At 64.7% G+C, this 14797-nt stretch carries 27 protein-coding genes and 1 tRNA gene; 24 read left to right on the top strand and 4 right to left on the bottom strand.

Annotated elements, in window-relative coordinates:
• Positions 1-2: 2 nt before the first annotated feature.
• Complete coding sequence (locus A9310_RS16450) at positions 3-638, bottom strand: alpha/beta hydrolase (RefSeq protein WP_065631576.1); 636 nt, start codon at positions 636-638, stop codon at positions 3-5.
• Between the two features lie 121 nt (positions 639-759).
• On the opposite strand from A9310_RS16450, the gene pgm reads away from it, so the two are divergent.
• The 6 genes from pgm to A9310_RS16430 all read left to right on the top strand — a co-directional run bounded on the left by pgm (position 760) and on the right by A9310_RS16430 (position 4924).
• A complete protein-coding gene (gene pgm / locus A9310_RS16445) occupies positions 760-2403 on the top strand; it encodes a phosphoglucomutase (alpha-D-glucose-1,6-bisphosphate-dependent) (RefSeq protein ID WP_065631553.1) in 1644 nt (547 codons plus the stop codon).
• A gap of 92 nt (positions 2404-2495) precedes the next feature.
• Positions 2496-3248 (top strand): DsbA family protein, encoded by a 753-nt coding sequence (locus A9310_RS16440; RefSeq protein WP_065631552.1) that lies wholly within the window; start codon positions 2496-2498, stop codon positions 3246-3248.
• A gap of 113 nt (positions 3249-3361) precedes the next feature.
• Positions 3362-3437: transfer RNA gene (locus tag A9310_RS16435), tRNA-Ala, on the top strand.
• A 98-nt stretch (positions 3438-3535) separates the two neighbouring features.
• Complete coding sequence (locus A9310_RS26495) at positions 3536-3670, top strand: hypothetical protein (protein WP_302621824.1); 135 nt, start codon at positions 3536-3538, stop codon at positions 3668-3670.
• Positions 3663-3836, top strand: coding sequence for a hypothetical protein (locus tag A9310_RS25960; protein WP_175401156.1), 174 nt, complete (start codon positions 3663-3665; stop codon positions 3834-3836). The genes A9310_RS26495 and A9310_RS25960 overlap by 8 nt, the downstream gene beginning before the upstream one ends.
• A complete protein-coding gene (locus A9310_RS16430) occupies positions 3836-4924 on the top strand; it encodes a site-specific integrase (RefSeq protein WP_065631551.1) in 1089 nt (362 codons plus the stop codon). The genes A9310_RS25960 and A9310_RS16430 overlap by 1 nt, the downstream gene beginning before the upstream one ends.
• Here the strand turns inward: A9310_RS16430 and A9310_RS16425 are convergent.
• The 3 genes from A9310_RS16425 to A9310_RS16415 form a co-directional block, all read right to left on the bottom strand.
• Complete coding sequence (locus tag A9310_RS16425) at positions 4921-5133, bottom strand: DUF3263 domain-containing protein (protein ID WP_065631574.1); 213 nt, start codon at positions 5131-5133, stop codon at positions 4921-4923. The genes A9310_RS16430 and A9310_RS16425 overlap by 4 nt on opposite strands.
• Positions 5130-5546 carry a hypothetical protein gene (locus tag A9310_RS16420; RefSeq protein WP_065631550.1) on the bottom strand — a complete coding sequence of 139 codons (417 nt, stop codon included), beginning with the start codon at positions 5544-5546 and terminating at the stop codon, positions 5130-5132. Before A9310_RS16420 ends, A9310_RS16425 begins: the two co-directional genes overlap by 4 nt.
• A 63-nt stretch (positions 5547-5609) precedes the next feature.
• The gene (locus tag A9310_RS16415) at positions 5610-6140 is read right to left on the bottom strand and encodes a hypothetical protein (RefSeq protein ID WP_139104645.1); all 531 of its coding nucleotides are present in this window, start codon (positions 6138-6140) and stop codon (positions 5610-5612) included.
• Positions 6141-6656: 516 nt separating this feature from the next.
• Here A9310_RS16415 and A9310_RS16405 point away from each other — a divergent pair.
• The 18 genes from A9310_RS16405 to A9310_RS16330 form a co-directional block, all read left to right on the top strand.
• A complete protein-coding gene (locus A9310_RS16405; protein ID WP_065631547.1) occupies positions 6657-6938 on the top strand; it encodes a hypothetical protein in 282 nt (93 codons plus the stop codon).
• Between the two features lie 169 nt (positions 6939-7107).
• Entirely contained in the window at positions 7108-7479 is a 372-nt protein-coding gene (locus A9310_RS16400) for a hypothetical protein (protein WP_065631546.1), read from the top strand.
• 403 nt (positions 7480-7882) lie between these two features.
• A complete protein-coding gene (locus A9310_RS16390; RefSeq protein ID WP_083207413.1) occupies positions 7883-8641 on the top strand; it encodes a phage antirepressor KilAC domain-containing protein in 759 nt (252 codons plus the stop codon).
• The gene (locus tag A9310_RS16385; protein ID WP_065631543.1) at positions 8638-8865 is read left to right on the top strand and encodes a hypothetical protein; all 228 of its coding nucleotides are present in this window, start codon (positions 8638-8640) and stop codon (positions 8863-8865) included. Before A9310_RS16390 ends, A9310_RS16385 begins: the two co-directional genes overlap by 4 nt.
• Positions 8862-9134: a hypothetical protein gene (locus tag A9310_RS16380; protein ID WP_139104644.1), complete on the top strand. Its 273-nt coding sequence runs from the start codon at positions 8862-8864 to the stop codon at positions 9132-9134. The genes A9310_RS16385 and A9310_RS16380 overlap by 4 nt, the downstream gene beginning before the upstream one ends.
• Positions 9131-9283: a hypothetical protein gene (locus A9310_RS25955; RefSeq protein WP_175401155.1), complete on the top strand. Its 153-nt coding sequence runs from the start codon at positions 9131-9133 to the stop codon at positions 9281-9283. The genes A9310_RS16380 and A9310_RS25955 overlap by 4 nt, the downstream gene beginning before the upstream one ends.
• 175 nt (positions 9284-9458) lie before the next feature.
• The gene (locus tag A9310_RS16375) at positions 9459-9644 is read left to right on the top strand and encodes a hypothetical protein (RefSeq protein ID WP_065631541.1); all 186 of its coding nucleotides are present in this window, start codon (positions 9459-9461) and stop codon (positions 9642-9644) included.
• The gene (locus A9310_RS16370) at positions 9641-9919 is read left to right on the top strand and encodes a hypothetical protein (protein ID WP_065631540.1); all 279 of its coding nucleotides are present in this window, start codon (positions 9641-9643) and stop codon (positions 9917-9919) included. The genes A9310_RS16375 and A9310_RS16370 overlap by 4 nt, the downstream gene beginning before the upstream one ends.
• Positions 9916-10731: a lambda exonuclease family protein gene (locus tag A9310_RS16365; RefSeq protein WP_065631539.1), complete on the top strand. Its 816-nt coding sequence runs from the start codon at positions 9916-9918 to the stop codon at positions 10729-10731. Before A9310_RS16370 ends, A9310_RS16365 begins: the two co-directional genes overlap by 4 nt.
• Positions 10728-11225 carry an NUMOD4 domain-containing protein gene (locus tag A9310_RS26615; protein ID WP_083207412.1) on the top strand — a complete coding sequence of 166 codons (498 nt, stop codon included), beginning with the start codon at positions 10728-10730 and terminating at the stop codon, positions 11223-11225. Before A9310_RS16365 ends, A9310_RS26615 begins: the two co-directional genes overlap by 4 nt.
• Before the next feature lie 11 nt (positions 11226-11236).
• The gene (locus tag A9310_RS16360; protein ID WP_139104643.1) at positions 11237-11785 is read left to right on the top strand and encodes a hypothetical protein; all 549 of its coding nucleotides are present in this window, start codon (positions 11237-11239) and stop codon (positions 11783-11785) included.
• Positions 11778-12086, top strand: coding sequence for a YegP family protein (locus tag A9310_RS16355; protein WP_065631537.1), 309 nt, complete (start codon positions 11778-11780; stop codon positions 12084-12086). Before A9310_RS16360 ends, A9310_RS16355 begins: the two co-directional genes overlap by 8 nt.
• A gap of 169 nt (positions 12087-12255) precedes the next feature.
• Positions 12256-12876 (top strand): 3'-5' exoribonuclease, encoded by a 621-nt coding sequence (locus A9310_RS16350; protein ID WP_065631536.1) that lies wholly within the window; start codon positions 12256-12258, stop codon positions 12874-12876.
• On the top strand, positions 12873-13112 hold the full coding sequence (locus A9310_RS16345) for a hypothetical protein (RefSeq protein WP_254661279.1): 240 nt from the start codon (positions 12873-12875) through the stop codon (positions 13110-13112). The genes A9310_RS16350 and A9310_RS16345 overlap by 4 nt, the downstream gene beginning before the upstream one ends.
• A gap of 204 nt (positions 13113-13316) precedes the next feature.
• Positions 13317-13853 (top strand): DNA N-6-adenine-methyltransferase, encoded by a 537-nt coding sequence (locus A9310_RS25255; RefSeq protein WP_083207411.1) that lies wholly within the window; start codon positions 13317-13319, stop codon positions 13851-13853.
• Positions 13850-14128 (top strand): hypothetical protein, encoded by a 279-nt coding sequence (locus A9310_RS16340; protein WP_139104642.1) that lies wholly within the window; start codon positions 13850-13852, stop codon positions 14126-14128. The genes A9310_RS25255 and A9310_RS16340 overlap by 4 nt, the downstream gene beginning before the upstream one ends.
• A gap of 154 nt (positions 14129-14282) precedes the next feature.
• The gene (locus tag A9310_RS16335) at positions 14283-14561 is read left to right on the top strand and encodes a hypothetical protein (RefSeq protein WP_139104641.1); all 279 of its coding nucleotides are present in this window, start codon (positions 14283-14285) and stop codon (positions 14559-14561) included.
• Positions 14558-14797, top strand: a 240-nt coding sequence (locus tag A9310_RS16330) for a hypothetical protein (RefSeq protein ID WP_139104574.1), incomplete at its 3' end; no start/stop codon positions are given. The genes A9310_RS16335 and A9310_RS16330, both read left to right, overlap by 4 nt.

Here is a 14797-nt window from a genome sequence, read left to right as displayed (position 1 = left end):
GGTCAGGCGCCGCGCAGCGCGGACAGGCGCTCGCCGACGAAGTCGAGCGCGCTGCGCTGCCAGAGCCCGATGTGATCGAGCATGGCGTGACCGCCACCGGGGACCGGGACGAACTCGGCGTCGACGCCCAGCGCCGAGAGCTCGTCGATGCCCTTGCGGGTCCGCTTTGCGAGCGTGCGGGTGTCGGCGTCGCCGTGCACCGCGACGACCCGCGCGCCGGGCTGGATGTGTCGCCAGTCGGCGAACTGCCACCACGGCGCCAGGCCGAGGACGCCGATGACCCGGCGGTCGGCGGCGAGATGGGCGGCCACGCGTCCGCCCATCGAGTGTCCGATCGCGACCACCGGCACGCCCGGGTGCCGTCGGCAGATCTCGTCGAGTGCCGCACGGGCGGGGAGCAGGGGCGAGTTGTCGTCGCCGTTCCAGCCGTACACGCGGTAGCCGACCTGGTGGACGCGCACCGACCGGCCGAATCGCAGTCGCAGCGACCAGGTGAACGGGTACATGCGCAGGGCGGACGGCTGCCAGGGACTGAACGGTTTGTGGCTGTTGTCCGTGCCGCCCGGCAGGACGAGCACGAGCAGGCCTGGGGATCGGCGTCCGGGGGACAGCAGTCCCGACAATCCGGCGATCAGCATGTGTGCAGGCCCCTTCGATGCGACGTCGACGATCGTCCCACCGTAGCGATTCGGTATCCGGGTCCGGACGGATCGGTTCGTCGACCGGGCGAACGGCGTGTGGAGTGGCACAATCGCGGTCATGGCACATCCTCGCGCTGGTACCTTGGCCCTGCCCGAAGACCTCGTCGACGTGGACGCCCTGGTGCGTGCCTATTACGACAACACACCCGACCCGTCGGACCCGTTGCAGCAGGTCGTGTTCGGGACGTCGGGGCATCGCGGATCGAGTTTCGACAACGCGTTCAACGAGGCCCACATCCTCGCGACGACGCAGGCGATCGTCGACTACCGCCGCTCGGCCGGGATCTCCGGTCCGCTGTTCATCGGGTTCGACACCCACGCTCTCTCGGTCCCCGCCTGGCGCACCGCTCTCGAGGTGCTCGCGGCCAACGAGATCACCGTCTACACCGCCGAGAGCGACTCGTTCACACCCACGCCGGCGGTCAGCCGCGCCATCCTCATGTTCAACCAGGACAACCCGGGGGTGCTGTCCGACGGCATCGTCGTGACGCCGTCACACAATCCGCCGCGGGACGGCGGGTTCAAGTACAACCCGCCGACCGGCGGTCCCGCGGACACCTCGATCACCTCGGTCGTGGCGGCGCGGGCGAACGAACTGCTCGAGCAGAAGCTCGACGGTGTCGCGCGCATCCCGTTCGAGCGTGCGCGCGGCAGCGAGTTCGTGCACGACTACTCGTTCCTCCTCAACTACATCGACGGACTCGGCGATGTGGTCGACATGCGGGCGATCCGCGACGCCGGCATCCACATCGGCGCCGACCCGCTCGGCGGCGCGTCCGTCGGCTACTGGGCGCTGCTGGGCCTCCGATACAACCTCGAGCACCTGACGGTCGTGAATCCGACGGTGGACCCGACGTTCTCGTTCATGACGCTCGACACCGACGGCAAGATCCGGATGGACTGTTCGTCGGCCAACGCGATGGCCTCACTCATCTCCTCCCGTGATTCCTACGACATCGCGACCGGCAACGACGCCGACTCGGACCGGCACGGCATCGTCACGCCCGACGCCGGTCTGATGAACCCCAACCACTACTTGGCCGTCGCGATCGACTACCTGTTCACGCACCGGCCGCAGTGGTCGGAGTCGGCGGCCGTCGGCAAGACGCTCGTGTCGTCGTCGCTGATCGACCGGGTGGTTGCCGGGATCGGACGACCGCTACTCGAGGTTCCCGTCGGCTTCAAGTGGTTCGTCGACGGCCTGCTGAACGGTCGCGTCGCCTTCGGTGGTGAGGAGAGCGCCGGGGCGTCGTTCCTGACCTTCGACGGCAGCCCGTGGTCGACCGACAAGGACGGCATCATCATGGCGCTGCTGGCGTCGGAGATCCTCGCGGTGACGGGCAAGTCGCCGTCGCAGCGCTACGCCGAACTCGCCGAGGAGTACGGGACAACGGCGTACGCGCGGATCGACGCGCCGGCCAGCCGGGAGCAGAAGGCGGTGCTGTCGAAGTTGTCACCGGAGCAGGTGACGGCCACGGAACTGGCGGGCGAACCCATCTCGGCGATCATGACGACCGCACCGGGCAACGGCGCACCGATCGGCGGCCTCAAGGTCACGACGGAGAACGCCTGGTTCGCGGCTCGCCCGTCGGGGACCGAGGACGTGTACAAGATCTACGCCGAATCCTTCAAGGGCGCAGACCATCTCGCGCAGGTGCAGAGCGAGGCGCAGCAGGTCGTCGACGCGGCGCTGGGGGCCTGAGCGAGTAGCGGGCCGGCGGTGGCGGTCACCGCCCCGTTCCGGCCGGACGTTCCCTCAGACAATTTTCAGCGCGACGCCGTTATTGTCGGAATGTGAGCAAGAAGCGCAAGCCGGGAGCATCGGTGCCCCGCACCACCAACTCGAAGTATCAGCCGAGCGCGCCGTCGAACACGATGACCTACGTGCTCGGCGGCATCGCCGTCCTGGTGATCGCGGGCCTCGTGATCGGCGGGATCTGGTGGAGCGGACGCGATCAGGGTGACACCGATCAAGCCGCGCTGGCGTCGAGTTCGACGATGATCGTCGGTCCCGAGACCGCTCCGCTCATCGACGTCTTCGAAGACCCGATGTGTCCGGTGTGCAAGGTGTTCGAGCAGCAGTCCGGACCGGCCATCACCAAGGCCGTGACCGAGGGCAAACTCCGCGTGCGCTACCACACGCTGCACTTCTTGAACTCGCGGTCGGCGACCGGTGACTACAGCTCGCGCGCTGCCGGTGCGCTGACCTGCGTGGCCGACGAGCAGAACACCGATCTGTTCCTGCGATTCCACAGCGCACTGTTCGCCGCCCAGCCGCCCGAGGACGGCACCGGCAACATCACCAGCCCCGAGCTCGCGCGTCTCGCCACCGAGCAGGGCGCGACGCCGGCCACCGCCACGTGCATCACCGACAACGCGAAGGTCGCCCAGGCCGAGGAGAACGCGCAGAAGTCGACCGACGAACTGTCGAAGGCGACCGGCGGCCAGGTCGGCACCCCGACCGTGCTGCACGACGGCGAGCCCGTCAACGGCGTCCTCGAGGGCACCGGTTGGCTCGACAGCATCTTGGGTGGCGGCAACTCCTGAGTCGCGGACGCCGACTCGACACCAACCGGGTCGGCGTCCTGGCGATTTGGCTGGTATCGCCGAGATGGTGTAACTTCGCCAGTGCCCTTGAACAGGGCGGAACAACAAAATACGGGGCTATGGCGCAGCTGGTAGCGCACCACACTGGCAGTGTGGGGGTCAGGGGTTCGAGTCCCCTTAGCTCCACCAATCACCGCAGGTCACAGACACGCGGCATTGGCAGGTAACACTTCCGGGTAACACTCCAGGTAGACTGGGTGGAACGACAAACCTGGGAGTGTTCAGCCATGTCCGAAACATTCGACGAGGGTACCGTCGATCTTCCTGCAGCCCTCGGTCTTATGCTCCGCATGTACGGCACGATCGACGCTGACGAGGTCGCCCGCATTCGCGCACTCGAAGCGCGGGTGGACGATGCCTGAGTTCAAGCCCGGCGACCGGGTGCGGGTCTCAGGCACCGACATGTACGGGAAGGTCGGGGCAGTAGGGCTCTACCGAGGGGTGGCCGCGTTCGTTGTCGAACTGCTGGGGCCGCGCCGTGGAGACGTCCACCTAAGTCTCGCTGCAGAGTTGGAGTACATCGACTGATGGCGTCCATCCACCCCTCCACGCGCGCCGACGGCACCGAAGTCTTCAAGGTCGCCTGGCGCCACAACGGCCGCCAACGACGCCTGTCCTTCGAAACCATCCAAGCCGCCACCACCCACAAACTCAACGTCGAGAAGTTCGGCCACGACCGCGCGATGCAGATCCTCGGCATCATCGAAACCCACCGCGACGAAACCACTTTGGCCCAAGCGCTCGAACACCACATCGACTCGCTGACCGGTGTCGAACCCGGCACCATCAAGCGCTACAAGGCGTACGCGCGCAACGACTTCGCGAGCATCGGCCAGCTCCCGATCTCCGGGATCTCCGAAACCGTCATTGCCTCATGGATCGGCGAGCTCGAGCGCCGCGGCAACAGTGGCAAGACGATCGCGAACAAGCACGGCCTCCTGTCTGCGGCGCTCGCCCGGGCCGTCCGTGAAGGCCGACTCACCGCCAACCCGTGCGACCTCACAAGCAAGAGGCTCCCACGCAAGGACCCGGTCGACGACCCCGTGTTCCTGACACGCGAGCAGTTCTACGAACTCGCCGCAGCCATGCCCGAACAATGGCAGCCACTCGCCACCTGGCTCGTCATGACCGGCATGCGCTTCAGTGAGGCCACCGCGCTCACCGTCGGCGACATCACCCCGACAGACACCGGCGGCGTCGTCCGCATCTCCAAAGCCTGGAAGTGGACCGGCACCACCGAGAAACGCCTGTCCTACCCGAAATCCCGTGCAAGCAGGCGCACCATCAACGTGCCTGCGCAGGCGATCGAACTACTCGACCTCGACCGCCCCAAGACCAAGCTGCTGTTCACCAACAAACTCGGCGACCGCGTCACCTACAGCCGCTTCTACGACGGCGGCTGGCGCGTCGCCATGCAAAAGACCGCCTGGCACGCCTCACCCCACGACCTCCGCCACACCTGCGCCAGCTGGATGATCGCCGCCGGCGTCCCGCTCCCCGTCATCCAAGCCCACCTAGGCCACGAGTCGATCACGGTCACCATTTCCGTGTATGGACACCTGGATCGGACGTCGCACGAATCTGCAGCCGCTGCCATCGGGAAGGTGTTCGGCTAGCGACGCCTCGGAGTTCGCAGCCGCCGCAACCGATTCACCACCACCGGGGAGTACGCCAACGCCTCCTCTGTGTCGATGAGCTGATTGATCCGTTGATAGAACCGAGTGAGGCTGATCCCGAACTCATCACGCACTGTCTGCTCGAGACTGCCGGCGTAGTTCCAGCGCGCGCCCGCGAGGTCGAGCATCCGTCTGTCGTCGTCGGTCATGCGACCGCGCTCCATGACCAGTCGCCCTCTGTGGCCGCCTCGATCTCGGCGACCTCGATCGGGTCCAGGTTCTCCATTCGCGTCCAGGCTGTCTGCTCGTCCACCCATAGATGGTCCGCAAGATCTGGGAGTGATGGGTGACGCAGCCACCGGAACGCGTCCACCAACTGCGGCAGCGTGATGAGCCGGCGGGCCGTCTCACGCTCGATCGTCTCCTCGTCAGCGTCCGGCATCTCCCGGTGCAGCAACTCGTGGGTGAGGGTGCACCGTCTCTCCGCCTGGGTGAGGCCGCGGTGAATCCAGATGGTGCGCTCGCCGTTGAGGCCCATCGTTCCGGGTGAGAGTCGCTGTGTGCAGTCGATCGCGATGTGCGGGTAGTCATCGCGGGCCGACCGCCAGGGATGCCAGTTCATGTCCGAATCAGAACATCAAGGTCTGACAGAAACGGTCCTGACCTGGAGTTACATCGGTGTAAGTTAGGCGTCCGGGTCCTGCGGCGGGAACCGCGGATCACGTTTACGTGCAGCCTTCGCATCCTCGGGTCGTTCAGGCTTGAGGGCTTGATCTGGGCGACGCAAGGGTGTGACCTTGTCGTCGCCCCGGGTCTTCTCGTCCGTGTGCGGCGCGCCCGGTGTTCCCTGTTCCTCGGCCGGCGTATCGGAAGGTTGAGTGACATGGCGGTCCCTCGCGTCAAGGAGCGCCCGGACCATGGCCCGGATGACGTTGCGCTCATCGTGGGTGAGCCTGCCCGCGTCATCGGGCAGGGTGAACGGCTCCCGCTCCACCGCCGGCTCGCCTCGCAACTCGCGGATCACTGACGCCTTTACTCCGAGTGCATCGGCAACCTGTTGGATCGCGGCGTCGGTTGTTCCGCCGCCGCGTATCAGTCGGTGCACCCGAGTGTGGGTCATGCCTGCGCGTGCTGCGAGCGGCCGATACCCGAACTCAATGTTGGCCCGGTCAAACAGGGGCCGCCACTGTTCGGGCGGTAGGTTCGGTTCGCTCACAGCCCCACCATGCCTCTCGATGCTCGTGTTCGAATAGCGCGCAACTAGCACCAGCCGCTAGGAACAACCCGCTTGTTATTGCTGGTCAAGCGTCGTGCCTGCATATTCTTTCAGATTCCCTCTTGCGGTAGCTCGCTAGTCGTGTAACGTGGAACGCGTGACACGGACCATGGAAGGGGTAGGGGTGAACGCCACTTCTCGCGACTTCTACGCAGACTGCGACCACGAAATGCTCATCCGAGCTATGCGCCGCGCCGACGTGACCCATGAGGAGTTGGCGGACGAGTCGAGCATCCAGTTGCGGAAGATCGCACGCTCCGAACGACGCAAGGGCCGCGGTAGTGACGTGCCGACCTCGATCTCTCGCCAGCTCATCGGGCAGCTCTGCAGCGGTAAGGCGAAGTCCACGAACGAGCTTCGGGGCGTCGCGATTGAGAGGGCTCTCGGTGTGGACGATGGTGCTCTTTTCGTGCCGCGGGTGTATCGCGGAACGCGTGACGGAAACCGGAGGGCATCGTGACTACCGCAGAGCTACTGACCTTCAGCGATCCCGGCCGACCGTTGCCGACGCTCGAGGGCAAGGTGTCCGGCGTCGTGGGCTGGCAGACGGACGCCACAGGCAAGTCGATTTCCTCAGTGCAGTGCTCGACATGCCATCGGGTCGCGGCTGGGCCGACGCTCTTCGCGGTGCAGTGGGCGCTGTTCACGAAAGACGCCGGCGAGCCGGGGATTCACCCGTATCGGCGTTGCCAGGACTGTCGCGACGCCCGCCGGCATCCCGAGGCGGCGTCGTCATGACCGGGTACGCGAGTGGTGGGCGTCTTGAGCGTCCGATCACTTGGCCGTGTGAACACGGCGGCAAGTGTGGTGGCCGGTGGGAACGGGAATCGGTGTGGCAGTACGACCGCGGCACTCCTATCTGCCATTCGCACTGGGTGTGCGGCACCGAGCAGGCGGGCGACAAGTCATGACCGACGATACGAAGACCGTCGCCCGCGAATGGCTCGACACGTGGCCGGGTCCGCTGACGCTGTGGTCGGGAAGCGGCAACCGTGACCAGTCAATCCCGGACGCGCACAACGCCGCACCCGATCTCGTACGAGGCCTCCTCGCCGAACTCGACCGGGCGCAACAGATTGCCGAGTGGCTGATCGCCGAGACGGAATACAAGGCCGACGCCTACTCCGTGAAGATGGAAGCGAGGACCCTGCGCCAGAGGGACGAGGCTCGCGCTGACATCAAACGGGCACAAGCCGCCCTCGACGAACTGACGACGCACGGCGACCTCACACCGTCGGGTAAGCGCGTGTTGCGGAGCATCCTCGGCGGTGACTCGTGACGTCTGCGGTGTGGCGCCCCCGCCCTGGCGCCTCGTACCCCGTGCTCGGTGTTGAGTCCAACGGCTACCTCGACGGGCTCGTGGACATCGTCTTCGAGGCCCCTGACGGCTCGAGGGAACGCGGGTTTGTCCGCCTGCGGGACATCGAAGTTCGGCCGCGGTCCATCGTCCGCGCATTGACCGCGGACTTCACTGACCACTCCCGTGCTGGCTGCTGTCAGTGCGGGAGCGCGCAGGCCAACCCCCTCTCACAGGAGCCTGCGCAGCCCGCCCCGGTCGCCACCCAGAGCTACGGGCTCATAGGTGGAGGGGAAGCCGGGGCGGGACCCAACCTCCCGCAATAGAAGAAGCCGCCCGGTGCGCGAACACCGGACGGCCCAAGACGAACTGCAAAGGAGTTCGTATGTCCCAGAATCCTACGGCATCCGCGGTGGTGCCCTTCACCTACGACGGCGCCGCTGTCAGAACCGTCATGGTCGCCGGCGAGCCGTGGTTCGTCCTCGCCGACCTCTGCAACGTCCTCGGCTTGGCTCGCCGCCCCGGTCAGGTCGCGGATCGCCTCGATGAGGGGGTACGCCAGACGTACACCCTTCCGACCGCTGGCGGCGCGCAGTCGATGACCATCGTGTCCGAGGCCGGCATGTACGAGGTCGTGATCCGGTCCGACAAGCCCGACGCGGTTGCCTTCCGTCGGTGGATCACCGGCACCGTCCTCCCCGAGATCCGCAAGACCGGCTCCTACAACTCGACACCGGCGCCCACGCTGGCCGGCCCAAAGCTCCTCGCACACGCGGTCATCGAGGCCCAGCACATGCTCGCGCAGAAGGACGCCGAGATCGCAGAGCTCACACCGAAGGCCGAACTCGCGAACGACTACCTCCTCGCACAGGGCGGCGCCCGTCTGGTGCGTGAGGTCGCGAAGATCCTGGGTTGGAAAGAGAAGGATCTCCGCCGCTGGCTGATCGACGAGAAGCTGATCTTCGTCAAGCACTCACAGTGCGGCGCAACGCAGTACGACTTCTACGCACAGTACGCGCACCACTTCCAGACCCGGGAGAAGGTTGTCGAGCATCAGTGGGGGTCTTGCACCCATTACACGTTGCAGATCCTCCCGCGTGGTGTCGAGCTCATCCACCGCCGCATTCACGGGAGCGCAGCATGAGCCACTTCGCCTTCTATGCCGAGCCGACCCCGGTCGCGACCCGTCACGGTGACTGTTACGTCGGCGTCGGCGAATCGACTGAGGGTGTCGAGTCGATCGCGGTCGTCACTCCGGGCGACGACTCCACGGACCTGCATCTGTCTCTCAACCAGGCACTCGCCCTGATGGCCGAACTCGTGAATGCGACTGCGGTCCTCGTCGAACGTGAAGGAGTAGCAGCGTGATTGGTAGACCTGTCGACGATTTGTGTGAGTCGGAGTTGTGGCCGTTGAAGCCGCGGTATGTGAAGCACCATCTGTCGCGTGAGGGTGGCCGGTTCAAGGGCATCGGTTCGCGGGTGGGCCGGCAGTGGCTGCTGGATGAGGACGACGTTGCGGCGATCAAGGATCGTCTGCACGAGAAGCCGGTCGATCTCGATCAGCCGAATCCGTCTGGTCTGTCGCGGCATTCGCGTACGGCCCGGGCTCTGCAGCAGCAGCGGGTGGCGTCATGAACGCGGCCGGTGCGGTGCTGTTATGCGGGATGGGTGTGGTGACCGCGGTCATCATCCTGGGTGACCTCATCTATCGGGCGTTCTTCAATCGGTGGGACCCGATGTTGGTGGACCGCGGGGAGATCGTGGACGGCGGTGATCAGCCGTGAGCGCCGAACACGAGGAGCCGCCGGTGGTGCGTCGCTGTCCGGTGTGTTGGCAGCCAGCGCGGGTCGGGGACCGCAACACGTTCCTCGCGCATTTGGATACGGCGGATCGTTTGTGTCACATGGTGGGCCGTTCGGCGCCGACCAGGTGGACTGACGGGTTCAGGCTGGTGGCGGCATGAGTGGGTCGTTTCCGGCGAAGTGGCCGCGCGAGTGCCCGGCGTGCAAGCGCTGGTGGGGTATCGGCGATCTGATCGCCTACGACAAGACCGTCCTGATGCACGAGCACTGCGCGCGCGGGGTCGCCGGGTTGCGTGCCGAGGACATTCGCCGGCGCCGCGCAGAGAAGGCGGGCGAGTCATGACAGCGGCGCGACATCTCCACGCCGTCACAGACGACGACACCATCGGCCGCGCCTGGCGGCAACTGTCCGACACCATCACCGACCCCGACGTTGACGCCATCGTCGGCATCAGCCACTGGAAGAACCCCGACGGAACCATGCATCACAAGGTGTCCGTCTCCAACTTCACCGACCTCATGTCCTGGGAGACATCTGTTTCCGAGGAATCCACCAGCCTCGCCGACGCGCTCGACCGCGTCCGGTTGCGCATCAACAGACGGGACTACGACCGATGACCCTCACTGTTCACGAGAAGATTGAGCAGCGTTCGGAGGAGTGGTTTGAGCAGCGCCGCGGGATCGTCACCGCGAGTGTTGTCGGCCAACTCATCACGTGCCGGAAGCTGTCGGCGATCGACTTCGACTGCCCGAAATGCCACACCCGCGCCAACGATGCGTGTCTCGGGCAGAAGGGGCAGCCGATCAAGACGATGCATCCGGAGCGCGCGGAAGAGGCACGCCGGAACAGTTCGGCCCCCATCCTCGAGGTCGCCAGCAACGACGATTCCCGCAGCCTCACAGCGCTGTTGGTGTCGGAACGCATCACGGGCTGGTCGTACCCGACGTACGTGTCGGACGACATGCTTCGTGGGATCGAGCATGAGCCGATCGCCCGCAGCCTGTACGCCGCCGAGACCAAAGCGGCGGTGTCCGAAGTGGGGTTCATGGTCCGCACCCTCGGTGGCGCGAAGCTCGGGTACAGCCCCGATGGGCTGGTCGGTGAAGAGGGACTCTTGGAAGTGAAGTGTCCGCGGCCGAAGTCGCACATGAACACCATCATCGCCAACACGGTGCCGCCGGAGCACATGCCGCAGCTGCAGGCCGGACTGCTTGTGTCCGGGCGGAAGTGGATCGATTTTGTCAGCTTCTGTGCCGGGATGCCGCTGTTCATCCGCCGCGTCTATCCGAGCGTCGAGTGGCAGCGTGTGATCGTCGAAGCGGTCCGTCGGTTCGAGGACAACGCAATGGAATTGGCGCGCATCTACCACGAGAACGCCGCCGAACTGGCAGCCACCGAACGCATCATCGAGCAGGAGATCGTCGTATGAGCGAGCAGTGGAGGTCCGTCCCCGGTTACGAGGGCCTTTATGAGGTCTCCGATCTAGGGCGTGTCCGGTCTGTAGACCGAAAGGACATGCGCGGCAGGCGATGCAAGGGCGTTGTCCGCCGCCTCCAGACTGATCCGGATGGGCACCGGAGGGTGCTGCTCTCGAAGGACGGTAAGCAGTCCACGGCGAAGGTCTACCGCCTGGTTCTCCTGGCATTCGTTGGCCCACCGCCCGAAGGGTTCGAGGCTTTGCATGCCGATGGCAACCCCGCCAACGACACCCTAGCCAACCTCTCATGGGGTAGCCGATCCGAGAACCTGCTCGACCGAGTTCGCCACGGCACGCACCACATGGCGAACAAGTCGCATTGCCCCCAAGGGCATGAATACGACCGGCTGAACACGTATGTGAACACGGCCGGTTCCCGTGAGTGCCGTGAATGTCGGCGCACCAGGCGGCGAGAGCGACGCCTGGCTGCGGCAGGAAGGAACTGAGAAAAGTGGACATGTTGAAGACGATCGAGGCGGACTCGACGCAGGTCAACGCTGACGACCTGACCGAAGAGCCGCGCATCGTGACGATCACCGGAGTAAGCAAGGGCAACGCCGAGCAGCCGGTGAACTTCGAGCTCGCCGAGTTCCCGGGCCGCGCGTACCGGCCGTGTAAGTCGATGCGGCGGGTGATTGTGCAGGCGTGGGGGCCGGACGCCTCTGTGTATGTGGGTCGCCAGCTCGCGATCTACAACGACCGCAGGGTGCAGTGGGGTGGTCAGGCTGTGGGTGGTGTGCGTATCAAGGCCATGTCGCACATCGAGAAACGGCTGACGCTGCCGTTGACAGTCACCCGCGGCAAGAGAGCCCCGTACGTGGTGGAGCCGCTGAAGGTGTCGTTCAAGCCGATCCCGGAGTCGTTTGGGGCGAAGGTGAAGGCGGGGGGCTTGAGTTCGGAGGATCAAGCGAAAGCCCTTGAGTATCTGTCGAAGTTGGGCGAGTCCGATCCGGCTGAGGTTGCCGAGTTGCGGGCGCTGCTTGAGGACGGGGCGAGTGATGATTGATCTCGACTCCACGCCGGCCCGGTATCGCGGCACCATCGAGGTGTACACGGGTGTGTGCGTGTGCGGTTGCAACGAGCCCGAGTGGCGTTGGCGGTGCAAGTCGAACAACCACACGATCCTCGGTCATGGTGAAGGCTATCGGCGGAAGGCTGGGGCTCTCAACGCCATCGACGCACAGTACTCGGTCGTCTTGAGTGAGGCTGGGATGTACACCGGTCATCGGCTGTTGCCGCTCGTTGTTCCGTGGATGTTGGTTATCGTCGACCGCCACCATGACACCACCACCGGGGCGGTGTACTGATGCGGTTCCGAAATCGACGCCACTGCGCCCATTCTCGACTCCGTCCCATCTACGGCGACGAAATCAACTTCGTCGGCGGATGGCGACTGCAGTGCAGAGACTGCCGCCGGTTCATTGACGGGCCAGTGAAGTTGGCCGCCATGCGTAAGCCTGAGATCGAGGGTGACAGATGAGGTTCTGGTACGACACAGAGTTTCTTGAAGATGGCAAGACGATCGAGCTGATCTCGATCGGGATCGTCGCCGAGAACGAAGCCACCTATTACGCCGTCAACTCTGATGCGCCGTGGGATCGACTGCGCGACGACGACTGGATGATGGACAACGTCGTGCGCCATCTCCCGACCCACAGCACTGGCCGGGTCAAGGAGAACAAGGGCTTCGGATACAAGCGGAAGTACTCGTGGGGTGGTATCTCCATGCGTTCGACTGAGGTGAAGCCGAAGTGGGTGATTGCCAACGAGGTTCGCGAGTTCCTGACCGGCATCCGCAACAACGACGGCACCCCGGTCGAACTGTGGGCTGACTACGCCGCCTACGACCACGTAGTCCTGGCGCAACTGTGGGGGAAGATGATCGGCCTGCCGAAGGGCATCCCGATGTGGACCCACGATCTTCGACAGCTGTGGGAGCAGGCCGGGCGCCCCGAGTTCCCCGACTTCGTCCTGAGCGACGAACCGATGCCCGAACATCATGCCCTCGCTGATGCACGCGAATTGCAGGCCCGGTGGCGTTGGCTCCAACACGAACTCGAAGGCCCAGGCGAAACGTTCGACGGCGGCCTGTCGTGAGTGCCGCAGAGATGGATCTGTGGCCTCGGATCGAGCAGGCCATCAACGCCGCCGCCATCAGCAGATTCGATGCCGAGTACTGCCTTCCTCGTTGCACGCAGAAGCGTTGTAAGCAAACCGATCCCGGGCAACTGGACTGGCTGTACCGGATGTTCGTCGACTCGGTTCGCGATGTGGTCTACAAGGAACTGCTCTGCAAGGCCATCAGCGAGCCAGACGTCGGCGGTTCGTCGTGACCCGCCTCTACGTGTGGTGGTTCGACGGCCTGTGGCGGCACACCGTATGCCACAACCCGACCACCGCCAACCTCCTGGACCGCATGTTGCAGGCAGCGGGGCCACGAAACCCAAATCATCGAAGGAACACCATGAGTGACGGATACAAGAGCGCGACCGAATGGAAGCAAGGCATCACATGTCACCGATTAGGAGAGGCCTGAAATGACGAGCACGGCGAGAACAGCGCGCTCCTATGGGGCACATGAGTCACACCGGATCACGACTGACGTGTGGCTGACGCCCCGACGGATTCTTGACGCGCTCGGTGAGTTTGACCTCGATCCGTGCTCTGCGCCCGATCCCGTGCTGTGGCCAACAGCCCGTCGCCACATCACCCTCCCGGACGATGGGCTCATGCAGATGTGGGAGGGGAGGGTGTGGCTGAACCCGCCGTATGGCAAGCATATCGGTGTCTGGCTGGAGCGCATGGCTCTTCACGGACGCGGCACTGCTCTAATCTTCGCCCGCACGGAGACAGCCTTGTTCCGTCAGCATGTTTGGGATGCTGCAACGGCGGTCCTATTCCTTCACCGCCGCATCATATTTCATCATCCTGATGGCAGTCTGCCCGACAGATCGAGGGGCGGCGGGCAAGCGGGCGCACCATCAGTGCTCGTCGCTTACGGCGATGACGATGCACAGATTCTGCGCGACTCGGGTATCGCTGGAGCGTTCGTACCGACATGGAGGCTCTCATGACCGCCGAACAGATTCTGGAACAGATCGCTGAACTGGTGAATCTTCAGCCCGGTATTGAACCCGACGCCACGATGACCCAGACGCCGGAAGAAGCTATCGGATGGGAAGCCCTCGCCCACTGGGTCCGCCTCCTACTCGACGGACAGCCCAGGACGGGCCTAGGAGCGCAGGTGATCGAATACGTCGAGACCACCGACGCGTGGGCAGCCTACGTGAGACGTAATGGTCAACAAGATGTTTCCCGAGTGTCACCGCTTACGCAGGCGGGGCGGTGACACCCTGATGGGTAACAAGAGGCAACAGCTGAGAGCAATCCCAGATAAATCTACCAGCCCTGGCTTTGCGTCACAGCGAAACTCATCTATCCCGGGGGCGGGCTATGACCACCCCCAACCTCGAACAGAAAGCGGGACAACCAACATGAGCGGAATGATGGCTGACGCAATGGGGGCAATGGGGGATAAGGAGTTCCAGCGCGCCCGCCTCGACGAGATCGCTGAGAAACCGTCTCTGCCTGAACCGGATGCCACCAACCCCGATCATCTGCGGTGGTGCGCGGACGTCGTCGACCTGGTTGCCCCGAACGATGCCCTCGACCCGATCGCCCTCCGCTCCATGGCCGATCGTTGCCACAACCCGACCAACCTGCTGGACCGCATGTTGCAGGCAGCGGGCCACACCACCCAAATCATCGAAGGAACACCATGAGTGACAACGAAGATCGACTGACCAATGCCATGGAGAGTTGGAAGGCCCGCCACGACCGCTTGCGCGACGCCGTACTCGAATCCGGCGTAGCCATTCAAATCGCGGGCGGGTGTGACATGTCGCCACCGACTCTGTACGTGGGTACCGGTTTCACTAAGACACTGAAAGACGCCGTTGCCGAGCGTATCGAGCTGAAGCGACAGGAGAAGGACTACGAGAGGGTGGCTCGGCAGTTC

It is taken from the genome of Gordonia sp. UCD-TK1, from assembly GCF_001691435.1.
In the GTDB taxonomy this organism is placed as follows: domain Bacteria; phylum Actinomycetota; class Actinomycetes; order Mycobacteriales; family Mycobacteriaceae; genus Gordonia; species Gordonia hongkongensis.
This window is presented reverse-complemented; position numbering and strand designations above follow the sequence as displayed.